The sequence below is a fragment of the Lacticaseibacillus songhuajiangensis genome (assembly GCF_003946025.1).
Lineage (GTDB): Bacteria > Bacillota > Bacilli > Lactobacillales > Lactobacillaceae > Lacticaseibacillus > Lacticaseibacillus songhuajiangensis.
The window spans coordinates 20036-34070 of the sequence record NZ_RHNR01000012.1 but is presented as its reverse complement, the minus strand read 5'-3'; the positions used below and the strand labels follow the sequence as shown (position 1 = coordinate 34070).

Annotated in this window: 12 protein-coding genes; 5 read left to right on the top strand and 7 right to left on the bottom strand. The window is 52.4% G+C overall.

Translation table 11 applies throughout. The features are described 5' to 3' along the window. Positions 1 to 105: 105 nt before the first annotated feature. The 5 genes from EKM97_RS04705 to EKM97_RS04685 all read right to left on the bottom strand — a co-directional run bounded on the left by EKM97_RS04705 (position 106) and on the right by EKM97_RS04685 (position 6217). Positions 106 to 825 (bottom strand): sulfite exporter TauE/SafE family protein, encoded by a 720-nt coding sequence (locus EKM97_RS04705; RefSeq protein WP_125571132.1) that lies wholly within the window; start codon positions 823 to 825, stop codon positions 106 to 108. A 131-nt stretch (positions 826 to 956) separates the two neighbouring features. Next, entirely contained in the window at positions 957 to 2405 is a 1449-nt protein-coding gene (locus EKM97_RS04700; RefSeq protein ID WP_125571131.1) for an amino acid permease, read from the bottom strand. A gap of 310 nt (positions 2406 to 2715) precedes the next feature. Beyond that, positions 2716 to 3888: a PIN/TRAM domain-containing protein gene (locus EKM97_RS04695; protein ID WP_125571130.1), complete on the bottom strand. Its 1173-nt coding sequence runs from the start codon at positions 3886 to 3888 to the stop codon at positions 2716 to 2718. Between the two features lie 383 nt (positions 3889 to 4271). Further along, on the bottom strand, positions 4272 to 5657 hold the full coding sequence (gene radA / locus EKM97_RS04690; RefSeq protein WP_125571129.1) for a DNA repair protein RadA: 1386 nt from the start codon (positions 5655 to 5657) through the stop codon (positions 4272 to 4274). 20 nt (positions 5658 to 5677) lie between these two features. Then, a complete protein-coding gene (locus tag EKM97_RS04685) occupies positions 5678 to 6217 on the bottom strand; it encodes a dCTP deaminase/dUTPase family protein (protein WP_125571128.1) in 540 nt (179 codons plus the stop codon). A 158-nt stretch (positions 6218 to 6375) separates the two neighbouring features. Here EKM97_RS04685 and EKM97_RS04680 point away from each other — a divergent pair, with 158 nt between their 5' ends. The 4 genes from EKM97_RS04680 to EKM97_RS04665 all read left to right on the top strand — a co-directional run bounded on the left by EKM97_RS04680 (position 6376) and on the right by EKM97_RS04665 (position 10391). After that, positions 6376 to 6660, top strand: coding sequence for a GNAT family N-acetyltransferase (locus tag EKM97_RS04680; RefSeq protein WP_125571127.1), 285 nt, complete (start codon positions 6376 to 6378; stop codon positions 6658 to 6660). A gap of 102 nt (positions 6661 to 6762) precedes the next feature. Next, a complete protein-coding gene (rpiA, locus tag EKM97_RS04675; RefSeq protein WP_125571126.1) occupies positions 6763 to 7449 on the top strand; it encodes a ribose-5-phosphate isomerase RpiA in 687 nt (228 codons plus the stop codon). Positions 7450 to 7623: 174 nt separating this feature from the next. Next, positions 7624 to 8946, top strand: coding sequence for a C1 family peptidase (locus tag EKM97_RS04670; RefSeq protein ID WP_125571125.1), 1323 nt, complete (start codon positions 7624 to 7626; stop codon positions 8944 to 8946). A gap of 104 nt (positions 8947 to 9050) precedes the next feature. Further along, positions 9051 to 10391 (top strand): C1 family peptidase, encoded by a 1341-nt coding sequence (locus EKM97_RS04665; protein ID WP_125571124.1) that lies wholly within the window; start codon positions 9051 to 9053, stop codon positions 10389 to 10391. Between the two features lie 95 nt (positions 10392 to 10486). On the opposite strand, the gene EKM97_RS04660 is transcribed toward EKM97_RS04665, so the two are convergent. Both EKM97_RS04660 and EKM97_RS04655 read right to left on the bottom strand, forming a co-directional pair. Next, the gene (locus EKM97_RS04660) at positions 10487 to 10972 is read right to left on the bottom strand and encodes a hypothetical protein (RefSeq protein WP_125571123.1); all 486 of its coding nucleotides are present in this window, start codon (positions 10970 to 10972) and stop codon (positions 10487 to 10489) included. A gap of 500 nt (positions 10973 to 11472) precedes the next feature. Next, entirely contained in the window at positions 11473 to 12291 is an 819-nt protein-coding gene (locus tag EKM97_RS04655) for a fumarylacetoacetate hydrolase family protein (protein ID WP_125571122.1), read from the bottom strand. 544 nt (positions 12292 to 12835) lie between these two features. On the opposite strand from EKM97_RS04655, the gene EKM97_RS04650 reads away from it, so the two are divergent. Next, positions 12836 to 14035 carry an aminotransferase class I/II-fold pyridoxal phosphate-dependent enzyme gene (locus EKM97_RS04650; RefSeq protein WP_125571121.1) on the top strand — a complete coding sequence of 400 codons (1200 nt, stop codon included), beginning with the start codon at positions 12836 to 12838 and terminating at the stop codon, positions 14033 to 14035.

Sequence of the window (14035 nt, the reverse complement as noted above, 5' to 3'; positions counted from 1 at the left end):
TAGTGCGGTCATTGTCACTGGAAGCAAATTAGAGTATACGCACTATCAACGTGCGTACAAACAAAAAGGATTCGCCCTTCATCATCGGCGAATCCTTTTTCGTATCTAAAAAATGAGGTAGTACAGCCCGCTCACGCCAATGAACAAGTACACAATCTGCTTCACACGCTCGGTGTTCATCCGTGTAACTAAGCGGTTGGCAATGGCCGTTCCGACTAGCGCGCCAATCATCCCCAACACCACAATTTTCATGTCGCCCAACCGCAAAATACCCTGGGAGAAACGTAAGGTGGTGACGTAGATGCCGTCCATCACGAAGAAGGTCTGGATGCTGGCAAGATATTCCTCCTTGGTTTTGGCCATCATCAGGTAGTACAGCGCCATCAGCGGGCCACCAATCCCGAACAGGCCGTTGAAAAAGCCTGAAATGATCATGAAAAGTACGTTCACGACCACAGGGTACGGCTTGGCTTCCCGCCCCTTGTGTACCGTGAAGTAAATGGACAGGAGCACCAGCAACCCGCCGAGCAACATTCGCAACAGATGCGTGTCCAGAATTTTACCCAAGTGCACCGAATAGGTGGCCACCGTTGAGTAAATGATGAACGGTAATACGAGGCGCCGCCATTGCAACGATTTCCGATAGCGCCATGCTACCAGCACCGTAGCAACGAACATCGTCAGGGTCGAAATTCCCGCCGCGCGGCTAATTGGCACCAGTGCTGGAAGAAAAATCATTAAAATGATGCCGGAGCCAAAGCCCGTAATACCTTGAACCAGACCGGCCAGTAGTCCCGGTAGAATCATCATCAGCGGATTGCTCAAACTCTTTTGCCCCCTGTTGCGCGACACGGAATATGGTAACAGGGTTTATTTTAGCCTTTTGCGTTCCCGTAACAAGTTGCCAAACGCAAAAATAGCAGCCGTAGCCGCTATTTGAGGATGAACGCTTTGTACTAGCCCTGCAGCATTTCCTTGTTCTGCCGCCGTGCAATAACTGGCAGAATCAGACCCAAGGCGATGAACGCAATCGGCGTGACGATGTTCAAAATCAGCTGGAACCACCAGGAACCAGGGTTGGCGGCGTACTCAATCTTCGGCACCATGCCCAAGATGCAGGCAAAGGCGGTGAAGAAGAAACACCAAGCGCCAACGATGTAGCCGGCAGTCTTATTCTTGAGGAACATGTACTCGGAGTGGTAGCGCTCGAGATGCTTATTGAGCAACATGTACGCCAGGAAGACCCAGAGGTAACGCAGCGGCATGACGATTGAGTTCAAGTTCAGTAGCCACTTATACAGCTCGTTCATGCTGCCAATTCCCAGCGCGGGCACAATAATCAGGATGCTAACTAGAATCCCAGTCATGTAGTAACCATTGATTGGGGTACCCCGTTTGTTAAGCTTGGCTAACTTATTCGGTACGTATTCGGGATCGGCATCGGCGAGCATAATCTTCAGTGGCGCGTCGATGGAGAACGCAAGCGCGGAAATCTGCGCCATGGTGTTTGCAATCGCGTACAAGATGACGAAAACAGGTCCAACGTGGTAGAAACCGCCGAGCTTAGCAAAGGCTTCGTAAGCACCATTAGCCATCAAGTCGGTTGGAATGTGGCTGCTGTTGAAGAGCATCCCCATCCCGAAGGAACCAAGAATCGCGCACAGTGCCACCATGCCGGCAAGCACCAGCATGCCCAGTGGGAATTCTTTGGAGGCGTGCTTGGTGTTGTTAACGTAAGGCGAAATTTTTTCAGCCCCACCAACGGCAAACACCAGCATCGAAATGGTGGTGAAGTAGTTAAAGTTCCACTTTGGCAGGTAGGTGCTCAGCTTGCCCATGTCCGGCGTCGCAATGTGGGCACCCTTGGTAATGAGCGGTGCGGAGACTGCCAGAATGATGAACAGAATCGACATAATAAACATTGCTGTTCCGGCCAGACTCCCGATGCGGTTCAGTGTGGTCAGCCCTCTAGCGGCGACCCACAGGAACAGCAAGAAGAGGACCAGACAAATCAGTGAGACCGTCATGGCGGGCACTTCGTTCACAAAATTCCCGTTGCCTTTAAACAACCAGCTCAGGGCAATCAGAATCCCCTGCGGCTTTTGCGCTAGGTACGGCACGTGGACAACCCAATATGTCCACGCCGCAAAGTACGCCAGTTTCTTGGTGCTCGTCTGCTTGATCCACGAAGAAACACCACCGTTGGCGTCCTTAAAGGTCGAACCCAGCTGACCCACAATCATTGCGTATGGTACGAAATACAGCAGCATTATCAGAATCCAGGATGTAATTACGGAGAGTCCCTGCTGCGCGTAGTTGTTCACGACGTTGCCAAGGCCCCAGACCGCCACGAAGGCGATCAGCGCGACGTTGAACCATCGCAACTGCTTCTTTGAATCTGCCATGTTCATCTCCCCCTCAGCGGGCAAACATGATTTGCCCGTCAGTCTTTTTGTCACAGCTCTATAATATAATGATACGGCTTTCATAGGTGCTGTGACTAGTGTTTCACGCGATAATAATCCGTTTTTGTCGAGCACCTAATTATATTTATAGTGTCACAATCATTTGCTAATGGTTCGCTCCTGCACTTCCCATTAAATGGGCACTTATTGGCCATTTTTCCATTGTCATGCTGTGACCATTCACCGTGACGTTTCCCGTGGGCAAAATAAAACCCGCCACGTTTTGCACGTAGCGGGTTGTGAATTGCGCTTATTTGTTGTTCTTCTTACTGCCGCCATTGCCATCATCCTTGATGGGCTTGGCGCTGTGCTCTGGACGGGCAAAAATCATCCGGCCGGCACTGGTTTGCAGTGAGCTCGTCACCACTACCGTCAGTTCCTGATTCATGTAGTACTGACCATCTTCAACGACCACCATGGTGCCCTCAGGCAGGTAGGCAACACCTTGCTGGCGCTCGGTCCCAGCCTTGACGACCTTCACCTGAAGCGTTTCGCCTGGCAGCACTTCTGGCTTCAGGGCGCTCGCCAGTTCATTGATGCTCAGAATCGGCACGTTCTGCAGGCGACTCACTTTGCCCAGGTTGTAGTCGTTAGAGAGCACAATCCCGTCAATGGCCTTGGCCAGCTTGAGCAGCTTGCCGTCCACTTCGCGGCTCCCCTCGAAGTCCTGATCGGTCATCTCCAAGTTGATGTGGGCATCGTTTTGCATCTTTGCCAAAATGTCCAGACCTCGGCGACCACGTTCACGCTTGAGCGCATCGGCAGAATCACTAATGAGTTGCAGTTCGTGCACCACAAACTCGGGCACGAGCAGTGTGCCTTCGATGAAGCCGGTCCGCGCTAACGCCTGAATCCGACCATCAATAATCACGGATGTATCCAGAATTTTGTACTTGTGAAAATTATCAGTAACGCTAAGTACAGGTTCAGCCGGATCGGCGTCTGCCTTCCGCTTACTATTGTCGTTATCCCGCCGCAGCGAGCTGAGCAGCTTGTTCCACTCGTGGCGTCGCGTCGTCCCGATGCGAAAACCAAGGTAACCGAAAATCGCCATCAAGATAATGGGTGGCACGGTGGCCAGGAACTCATTGGGCAGCCGGTAGAACAAGAGCTGTGAAATCAGGTTGGCTAGAATCAGGCCAATGATGGTGGCAATGCTCCCAAAGAGTAAGTAGGATGTGGATTTGGTGCTCAGCACCTTCTCTGAACGATCAATGACGTCCAGAATCCAGCGCACGGTAAAGACGGAAATGAGCAGTAGAATAACTGCCCCAATAATGGCATCAACAATGAAGTTATCTAAGAATTTGTTCCCGTCCCAACCGATCAGCTTCCACACTGATGGCAAGGCACCAATCCCGGCAATCACGCCGACAACCGCAAAAATAAGCGTTACAATCGCCTTTTTGCTTGGTGTTTTCATGTACAGACCTCCTTTTTAATTACTAATCTGATTGTACGCCATAACGTGTGCAAAGGCTCGGGCGGAAGGCCGATTTTTGTAAAATCTTTGGTCAGTGTCGCGATTTTTGTGCGTAAAGTGTTCGATATTAATGATTCAACCCAGTTAATGGTGCACATTCGGCACGGTTAACGGCACAAAAAATTTCGGGTGGGCACAATTAGTGGCTTCGAAAATACAACGAGCATCGACGCCGGCCTACAAACGTGAGTCGCAATGCAGCTCCCTGTGCCTAACCCAATAAAGGGCCTATTCCCAAAGTTCGGAAATAAGCCCTTTATTACGTTAGTGCTCGGGAGCTAACCGCATTGTGACTCACTCTCTTTGCATAAAACAACATTTATTTAGTTTTTCGCCTTGCCGCCAAAAATTTTGTGCATGGCTTCGGCAATGCTGGTCACACCCACGACTTCAATGTCCGCGGTGCTCTTCCAGCCTTGCAAGTTGTTACGCGGCACGAAGATGCGCTTAAAGCCCAATTTCGCCGCTTCCTTAATGCGGTCCTCGATGCGACTGACCCGCCGCACTTCCCCAGTCAGACCGATTTCGCCCACGAAACAGTCTGTCGCCGGAATCTCGGTGTCCCGGTAGGAACTCGCGATGGCCACGGCAATGGCCATATCGATGGCCGGCTCGTCCAGGCGCACGCCCCCAGTCGCCTTCAGGTAGGCATCCTGGTTCTGGAGCAACAAGTTCGCCCGCTTTTCCAACACCGCCATAATCAGGCTGACCTTGTTGTGGTCCAAGCCGGAACTCGTGCGCTTGGCGTTACCATACATGGTCGGCGTCAGCAGTGCCTGGATTTCGACCAGAATCGGCCGCGTGCCTTCCATCGACACGACAACCGCTGAGCCGGTCGCACCGGCCAGCCGTTCCTCTAGGAAAATCTCTGAGGGGTTGGCGACCTCACTAAGTCCGCTCTGGCGCATTTCGAAAATACCAATTTCGTTGGTGCTTCCGAAACGATTCTTCACCGAGCGCAGAATCCGGTAGGTGTGGTGCATATCCCCTTCAAAATACAAAACGGTGTCCACCATGTGCTCCAGAATTTTGGGCCCGGCAATGGCCCCCTCCTTGGTCACGTGGCCAACGATGAAGGTGGTCACGCCTTTGCCCTTGGCCAAGCGCATCAGCTCGGCGGTCACTTCGCGAATCTGCGCCACTGACCCGACGGCCGAATTCATGTCCGGTACGTTCATCGTCTGCACGGAGTCGATAATCAGGTAATCGGGCTTAATCTCATCAACCGCAGCCAAAATGCTGGGCATATCGGTTTCCGGATACAGGTACATCCCCGAATCGGCAACCCCTAACCGCTGGGCACGCAGCTTGATCTGACTGGCACTTTCTTCACCAGACACGTAAAGGACTGTGCCGTGGTTGCCGGCCAGGTAGCCGGACACCTGCAAAAGCAGCGTCGACTTACCGATGCCGGGATCCCCCCCGATCAGAATGAGCGAACCGGGCACAATACCGCCGCCCAGCACCCGGTTGAGTTCGGCCATCTTCGTGGTTACCCGGGTTTCGTGTTCCGCAGTTACCGTGTTCATTCGCTGCGGGCGCACCGTCTGGCCGCTGCGCGCCACGCGCGGTTTGCTGGCGGCAGCGGCTGGCTCAACGGTTTCCTCAACCAACGTGTTCCAGGCCCCGCACTGCGGACAGCGACCCAGATAGGATGCCGAGATGTAGCCACAATTTTGACAGGTATAGCGTGTTTTTGCTTTTGCCATGTTGCCCTCCTGTACTTAAGTTAGAAACCGGTGGACCCGAAGCCGCCCTTGCGCTGCGCGCCAGTGCCGAGGTCGCTATCTGCGGTCAGGTACGGCATGAAGATGCCCTGACCGATGCGTTCACCCTTCTTGATGACCACGTCGCGCGGCGACAGGTTGACCAGCTGGAAGAAAATCTCCCCTTCATTACTATCATTGTTGTAGTAGTCCGCGTCGACCACACCAATCCCATTGGGCAGAATCAAGCCACGCTTAATCGGGCCGCTACTGCGATTGGCGAGCACAAGCACCTCATCGTCGCCCATGTACGCCTTGATGCCAGTCGGCACTAGCAGCGGCTTCAAAACCTTGCTGGCGCGCTCAAAGTCTTCCCCCGTTAAGGGGTGCTCGTTGCGAATCAGCCGGAAGAGCCGAACGAAATCATAACGCCACACACTCTTGAGCACGAAATCCTCGCGCGCACAAAAATCGTATCCCGCCGCGTGCTTGGTGCTGCGCTGCGGCAAGCTCAAGCCTTCATTTGCATACTGACTGACAATCTCGAATCCACGTTTAGCCATTTTCCACACTCCGCTTGTTTGATACCTAATAGGATACCACGAGCGGCGCATAGAATGTGTGTTCGTATGCCGACTTCTGTCCGACCAGCAAAATTTTGGCGGCAAACGCTACGAGCGTGTTACCATTAAAGTAATTAATTACCGAAGGGAGACTCACGATGGAATTCCAACATGAACAAGGCCGTTTCTTTATGAACGACGCAGCCGGCAAACTCGTTGCTGAAGTTGCCTACGCGCCAATTGACGACGGCAAAAACGTTGTCATCGAGCGCACTTACGTTGACCCTAGCCTGCGCGGTCAGGGTGTTGCCGGCAAACTCATCAAGCTGGTCGTTGACGAAGCACGCCAGGACGGCTTCCTCATCGAACCACTATGCACTTACGCCCACGCTGCTTTTGAACGCCACCCTGAGTACGGCGACGTCTTGCGACCAGTACACTAGGCCCAGTTTTTGGTCATCGTCGTTCCGTGTTAGAATTAACGGGCATAAACACGGCCGCTTTTCGCTATGGCCGTAAACCGCTCAATTAAGAAAGGATTCCCAATGAATCAGAGTGAACTAAAGAAAGTCGCTGCCGAACGTGCAGCACTGTTTGTTGAAGACGGCATGACCCTTGGCCTGGGCACCGGCTCCACGGTGTTCTTCCTGGTCGAAGCCATCGCCCGCCGCGTCCGTGAAGAAGGCTTGCACATTGAAGCCGTCGCCACCAGTAGCCGCACCGCCAAGCAGGCGAGCGCACTGGGCATCACTATGAAGGACATCAATGACGTCGACCACATCGACCTGTGCATTGACGGCGCCGACGAAATCGACAAGCACTTCCAGGGCATTAAGGGTGGCGGTGCTGCCCACACGCTGGAGAAGATGGTTGCCACTACCAGCCGCCGCAACATCTGGATTGTCGACGAAAGCAAGATGGTCGACACCCTCGGCAAGTTCCCACTGCCGACCGAAGTCATTCCGTTCGGCTGCGAGCAAGTTTTCCACCGCTTGGAAAGTGAAAACTTGCACCCGCACTTCCGTACCGATGCTGACGGGAAGCGGATCCGCACCCACAACGGCAACTACGTCATCGACCTGCACCTCGGGCAGATTAAGCACCCCCACCTGCTGAAGTCCTTCCTGGACGGCCAGGTTGGCCTGCTCGAACATGGCCTGTTCCTCGACCTCGTTGACACCGTGGTTGTCGGCACCCAGGATGGCGCCAAAGTCATCGACGCAGTGCGCTAGTCGCCACATTTGATTCCGTAAATTTAGCAGCAGAAGGACACTCGGCGAGAATGTCCTTCTTTTTTTCGTTCATTTGGTGGAAAAATTAGAGTTTTCCGGTATTTTTGTCTGCAAAATCTCATTAAAAGGACTACACTATTCTTATCTTTGCTACATATATAGGAGGAATTATCAATGTCAAAAGCCGTTTCCTTTGACCAGATTCAGCAGTTCAAGCAGGATCTCGCCGCAACGCCTGCCAGCGGTGCACTCGCCCGGGCCGTACAGAACGTTGGGATTTACGCCGCCAGCCACGGTCAGTTTGAAGACACGGACACGCCCGCCGTCTTCAGTGACGAAATTGAAACTGGCAAGGTCACGAACCAGAAGAAGAGTGGCCGCTGCTGGATGTTCTCCGAACTGAACACCATGCGCCACGACACTGCCAAGCGTTTTGGCATCAAGGACTTGGAATTCTCTGAAGCTTACCTCGCCTTCTACGACCGTTTGGAAAAGTCCAACCTCTTCTTGGAACGCATCATTGCCAGCCGCGACCGGCCACTAACCGACCGGGTCGTTGCTGACCTGATTGGCTACCCTAACGGTGACGGTGGTCAGTTTGACAACGCCGCCGCGCTCGCTGCCAAGTACGGGATTGTCCCTAAGTCCGCCCAGCCCGAAACCTTCAGCAGCTCCCAAACGAGCGAACTGAACGCCAGCCTCAACCTCAAGCTGCGTAAGGACGCGAGTGAACTGCGCGCCGCCGCTGCGGACGGCGCCAGTGAAGACGACCTGCGCGCCAAGAAGCAAGAGCAGCTCAGCACCATCTACCGCATTTTGGCTTACGCATACGGTGAGCCCGTTCAGCAGTTCGATTTCGAATACCGCGACAAGGACAAGCAATTCCACGCCGACCGTAACATCACGCCGAAGGAATTCTACGCCAAGTACGTGGGCTGGGACCTGGACGAATACGTCACCCTGGTCAGCACACCGGAACCAGGCAAGGAATACTACCAGACCTACACCCTGCCTTCTCAGAACACCGTCATCGAGGGTCGGCCAGTCAAAATGCTGAACGTACCGCACGATGTCTTCACGAAGCTGGCGATCAAGCAGATTCAGGGCGGCGACACCATCTGGTTCGGTAACGATGTCCTGGCCGACATGGACCGCAAGTCTGGGACACTACACGGCGGCCTCTTCAACTTCTCTGAATTGTTCAACGCCGACTTCAGCTTCGACAAGGGCAACCGCTTTGCCACCGGCCAAGCTGAAGTTTCCCACGCGATGACGCTCACCGGCGTCAACCTGGTCGATGGCAAGCCAACCCAGTGGAAGGTTGAAAACTCATGGGGCAGCGAAAACGGTCGCGACGGGTACTTTGTCGCCGACAAGCAGTGGTTTGACGATTACGTTTACGAAGTGGTCATCAAGAAGTCCCTGCTGGACGACAAGACCCGCGCCGCACTAGCAACCGAACCCGTTACCCTGCCATCTTGGGACAACCTAGCCTAAGTGGTCGCCCAAACGTGACTGTTTGGCCCGCCAATTCGTCTCATTGTGTGCTACACTGTTTGATAGAACTTTAATCATATTCTCACTAAGGAGTGAACCTTTAAATGACCAAAGCCATTTCAGAAGCAAACCTTGCCCAGTACGCTAAGGATTTGAACAACACACCCGCCCACGCCGCCTTGCAAAAGGCTGTGATGAACAACGGGATTTTGAAGTCCGCCGAGAGCATTGAGAGTCAGACCAAGATGACCCCAACCTTCTCCATTGACCTTGAAACTGGGGCCGTTGCAAACCAGAAGCAGTCCGGCCGTTGCTGGATGTTCGCCGCACTCAACACGATGCGCCACTCCATTCAGGCCCAGTACAAGATTAAGGACTTCGAACTTTCCCAGAACTACACATTTTTCTGGGACAAGTTTGAAAAGTCAAACTACTTCTACGAAAACATCATCGCAACCGCCGATCAGGCAACTGACTCCCGCAAGGTTGCATTCCTTTTGACTACCCCCCAGCAGGATGGTGGTCAGTGGGACATGCTCACCGCTTTGATTGACAAGTACGGTATCGTACCTAAGTCTGTCATGCCTGAAACCTACTCTTCATCCAAGAGCAGTGAACTCAACGCCACCTTGAACCTCAAGTTGCGTAAGGACGCCGTTGCCCTGCGCAAGCTCGTGAACGATGGCGCCAGCGCCGACAAGGTTGAGGAAACCAAGAACCAGTTCCTCTCTGAAGTCTACCGGATCCTCGCCTACACGCTGGGCAACCCACCAACAGAATTCGACTTTGAATACCGCGACGATGACAAGAATTACCACATCGACAAGGGTCTGACACCAAAGTCCTTCTACGCTAAGTACATCAACTGGGACCTGGATCAGTACCAGTCCCTCATCAACGCACCAACCGCTGACAAGCCGTACAAGCACCTCTACACTGTTGAAATGCTTGGCAACGTCATTGGCGGCCGCGAAGTGCGTCACTTCAACTTGGACATCGATGACTTCAAGCAGGCTGCAATCAAGCAGCTTGAAGCCGGCGAATCCGTTTGGTTTGGTAGTGATGTTGGTAAAGAATCCGACCGTCAGCTCGGGATTCTTGACCCCGCTATCTACGATGAAGATGGTCTGTTCAACACCAGTTTCGCCATGACCAAGGGCGAACGCCTTGACTACGCACAGAGCCTCATGACCCACGCCATGGTTCTGACCGGTGTCGACATCGTTGATGGCCAGCCTACCAAGTGGAAGGTCGAAAACTCTTGGGGCGACAAGGTCGGCACGAAGGGCTACTTCGTGGCATCCGACGCTTGGTTCGACGAATGGGTTTACCAAGTTGTTGTCAACAAGAAGTACCTTGCGGACGATGACCAGGCCACCATCAAGGCTGAATACGACAAGCCTACCCTACTTGCACCATGGGACCCAATGGGCGCCTTGGCATAAGCATGAGTATTAAAAAAGAGCTCCCCTCATGGGCGGCTCTTTTTTTCTTGGCTGAAACAAGCACTGAAAATTTGCACCGCGGTGACTGCACATCCCTATGGCATCCTCAAGCTTCGCAACGACGACTTATTAAGCCGCATGACATCCGGCGATTGATCAGAATCCTTGATAGCCCGATTGGTGTCCAAATAGATGATTGCGTCCCACGATTTAACTTTTGTTGTTGGTGGATTCAGCACAACGCGGTAGACAATCGGACTGTTTGCCAGCGTTAAATGGTTTGGTGAATGACCGCGCTGTTTTTCAAAACGGTAACTCGCTTTCAAAGTTTCCTTGTTCGTGAAAGTGGCTTCGTACCAATAAATACCGCTGAAAGGTCCCATTTCCTCTTTGTACAAGGATCTACGCACGGTGAGATTGGTATATCCGTTTAGTTTCAAAGTCTGATTCATCATTTGCTTGAGCTGATACTGATGATATTCGTGTTTGCCGACCAAAACGCCTGCCGTAAACATCGCCAGAATTAAAATGACCAGAAGTGCTTGCGGCCTTTTTTTTGCCCCTACTCGTTGATTTTGCATTTAGTATCTCCCAATCTTGGATGTGATAAACGGCAATTCTTCAAAAAAATGAAGTTTAACAACCGGCACATTTTTAAGCGCTATCCGTTAAAAAATACTATTAATGCTTAATAATATTTCACTGCTCGATTGTTGCATACTCGTATCATCAATACAATGCATCCCCATAGCAATTTGTGGCCTATTCATCCGATATTGTATTTAGTAGCGATTTGAAGCACGACGAATGGTTCAAGGAAACACTAAAAACTATGTATGGTGAAAAATAGACAATTACAATTTAGCGGGTCAGTTCAGGCTCTTTTGCTGATGGAAGGTGACTTACACTACCAAGTAGGAACGCAACGCCGCGTCTGCGTCAGCTCTCCAAGAGTATTTTGCCAAAAGTAAACAAACAAAACGGCCCCGCAGAAATTCCCTTTCTAAGAAAATTCCACAAGGCTGTCCTTTGTACTTTTCAATTATTCACATTCAAAAAGTAACTTGCGCTCCCAGCAGGGCTACTTCAGCACAACACACAGTTCACCGAGCTGTGCGATGTCGCTGCTCAAAAAGTCGCCACTGTGCAGGAAGGTCTGCGGCTTGGCCCCGTAGCCAATGCCGCTTGGCGTCCCGGTGAAGACGAGGTCGCCTGGCAATAATGTGACGATACCAGCTAGGTACGCCAGCAATTCAGGAACGCCGTGAATCATCTGGCCAACCGTTGCATCCTGCTTGCCTTGGCCGTTCACGTGCGTCTGGATGCGCAGATCCTGCAAATCACCGGTGATTTCATCCGGTGTGGTAATCCACGGACCAATAGCTGAGAACCGCGGGTAGGACTTGCTCAATCCCCATTGCGGCGTGTTGCCGGAATACTGCAGAGTGCGGTCGGTTAGATCCTGACCGACCATGTAGCCGAAGATACCCGCATTTGCTTGCTCAGGGGTGACCTTGTGCATCTTTTCGCCAATCACCACGACGAGTTCTGTTTCCCAATCAATTGTGTCATTGGGGAGTTCCACCAAGGGATTCGGCCCCGTGAGTGAACTCGTAAACTTACTGAAGAAAACAGGCTGGTCACTTTCCTTCAGTCCGGCCTCTTCGGCATAACCACGATAGTTAACGCCTGACGCAAAAATCTGCCTTGGCCTGCGAATTGGCGCCTGCAACCCCTTCTCGTTCAGTTTTTCCTCTGGGGCGGATTGCTTAGCATCACGTAAATACTTCGGATGCGTGATGCAAGACAACACGCTCTTTGCCGCCAACTTCTTTCCCAATACCTGACCATTTGCTTCCCGAATCGAATACGGTTGTCCCGCATACATCGCTAAGCGCATGTTAATAGGATCTCCTTATAATTGGATTTATTCACCTTTATTTTAGTCCTTTTTGAAAATAATTGTGTTTTTACAATAAAACTAGGTGAATTCGTCACGCTCACAATACTGCCATTGCGAGATACCATGAAAAATTACGCAGAATTTTTGAACACTTAGTTACTCACAACGCCCTAGTGTCGGGTGTTGTCGCCTTGATTTGTTGCAAATTTACACATGAATGTGAATTATCAAATTGAATTCCGACAAAAATTCTATTGACTTTCTCTCATTTTAGAATTAGTCTCTATGTATTAAATGTTCAGGGAGTTCTCATAATATGACTCAAACAAACAGCTTATCAACGCGCAAATTTTTTACCTGGTATTTCGGTTAGTCATCCGAGAGCCAGGCACTTTGCGGCGCGCGGATGACGGTCAAGCATCCGCGTGAGCTGTTTCATTAACGGAAGTACCGTTTCTTCCGTACAGCAAATCACCGGATGCGCAGCGCGCTCCGGTGATTTTTTGTTTTCTCCCGCCAATCTGGAAAGGAAGTTATTCACATGCCCAGTACTAAACCAGCCTTGTTAACCGATTTGAAGCACACCTACGATGGCCTGAAGCCCAACCCCATCCGCGTCTTTGATGCCGAAGCCAGCGCCACTCCTGGTGTCCTGAAGCTCACGCTCGGCGAACCCGACTTCGATGTTCCCGAACACATCAAGCAAGCCGCAATTGACTCCATCAACAACAACGAGTCTCACTACGGCCCTTCTAATGGCTGGCCAAAACTGCGCAAGGCGGCCGCGGGTTTTCTCGCCGACCGTTACCAACTGGACTACAACCCGGACAGCGAAATCATCGTCACCGTTGGCGCGACTGAAGGCTTGCACTCCTGCCTCGACACGCTACTCAATCCTGGCGACAAGGTGCTGATGCCGAGTCCGACCTTCTCCCTCTATGACCAGTTGATCCGCATCAATGGCGGCATCCCCGTTTACATCAACACCGAGAGCACTGGCTTCGTCCTCACACCCGAGCAGCTGTCCACAGCCATCGCCAAGGAAGGTCCGTCTGTAAAGGCGATTCTCCTGAACTTCCCGTCCAACCCGACCGGCGTGACCTACAACAAGGCGCAGGTTGAGGCCATTGCGGCGGTTGTCGCTAAAACCAACATCGCCGTGATTTCTGACGAGATCTACTCTGAACTGACTTACGGCGCTGACCACTACTCTTTTGCCAAGGCATTGCCGCAGCAAACCCTGCTGATTAACGGGGTGTCCAAGTCCCACGCCATGACCGGCTGGCGCATCGGTATCATCGCCGGCCCCGCCGACCTGATGAAGCGCGTCGCCCTCGCCCACGCCTTCAACGTCACCGTTGCCTCCAACCCCGCAATGGCCGGTGCCACAGAAGCCTTTTCAACCGAAGCTGGCCGTCAGGATTCGCTAGTGATGAAAGCCGAATACATCAAGCGGCGTGATTACGTCGTGGGTGAAATGACCAAAATGGGTTTCCAGATTCCCGAACCAACCGGCGCGTTCTACGTCTTCGCCAAAATCCCAGCAGGTTGCATTCAGGACGATACCGAGTTCTGCTACGACCTGCTCCGCAAGAACAAGCTCGCGGTCATCGCGGGTGGCGGCTTCGGCCCTGGTGGTGAAAGCCACGTCCGTATCAGTTACGCAGCGTCCATGGATGACCTGCATGAGGCCATGAAGCGCCTGGGTGCCTACGTTCAGGCCAACCGGAAGGAGAACTAA

What these genes read in the sequence shown, in the direction of transcription:
- EKM97_RS04685 (WP_125571128.1), bottom strand. Translation starts at nt 6,217, where the DNA reads ATGGCTAAACGTGGATTCGAGATTGTCAGTCAGTATGCAAATGAAGGC.
- EKM97_RS04665 (WP_125571124.1), top strand. Translation starts at nt 9,051, where the DNA reads ATGACCAAAGCCATTTCAGAAGCAAACCTTGCCCAGTACGCTAAGGAT.
- EKM97_RS04660 (WP_125571123.1), bottom strand. Translation starts at nt 10,972, where the DNA reads ATGCAAAATCAACGAGTAGGGGCAAAAAAAAGGCCGCAAGCACTTCTG.
- EKM97_RS04695 (WP_125571130.1), bottom strand. Translation starts at nt 3,888, where the DNA reads ATGAAAACACCAAGCAAAAAGGCGATTGTAACGCTTATTTTTGCGGTT.
- EKM97_RS04655 (WP_125571122.1), bottom strand. Translation starts at nt 12,291, where the DNA reads ATGCGCTTAGCGATGTATGCGGGACAACCGTATTCGATTCGGGAAGCA.
- EKM97_RS04650 (WP_125571121.1), top strand. Translation starts at nt 12,836, where the DNA reads ATGCCCAGTACTAAACCAGCCTTGTTAACCGATTTGAAGCACACCTAC.
- EKM97_RS04670 (WP_125571125.1), top strand. Translation starts at nt 7,624, where the DNA reads ATGTCAAAAGCCGTTTCCTTTGACCAGATTCAGCAGTTCAAGCAGGAT.
- radA (WP_125571129.1), bottom strand. Translation starts at nt 5,657, where the DNA reads ATGGCAAAAGCAAAAACACGCTATACCTGTCAAAATTGTGGCTACATC.
- EKM97_RS04680 (WP_125571127.1), top strand. Translation starts at nt 6,376, where the DNA reads ATGGAATTCCAACATGAACAAGGCCGTTTCTTTATGAACGACGCAGCC.
- EKM97_RS04700 (WP_125571131.1), bottom strand. Translation starts at nt 2,405, where the DNA reads ATGGCAGATTCAAAGAAGCAGTTGCGATGGTTCAACGTCGCGCTGATC.
- rpiA (WP_125571126.1), top strand. Translation starts at nt 6,763, where the DNA reads ATGAATCAGAGTGAACTAAAGAAAGTCGCTGCCGAACGTGCAGCACTG.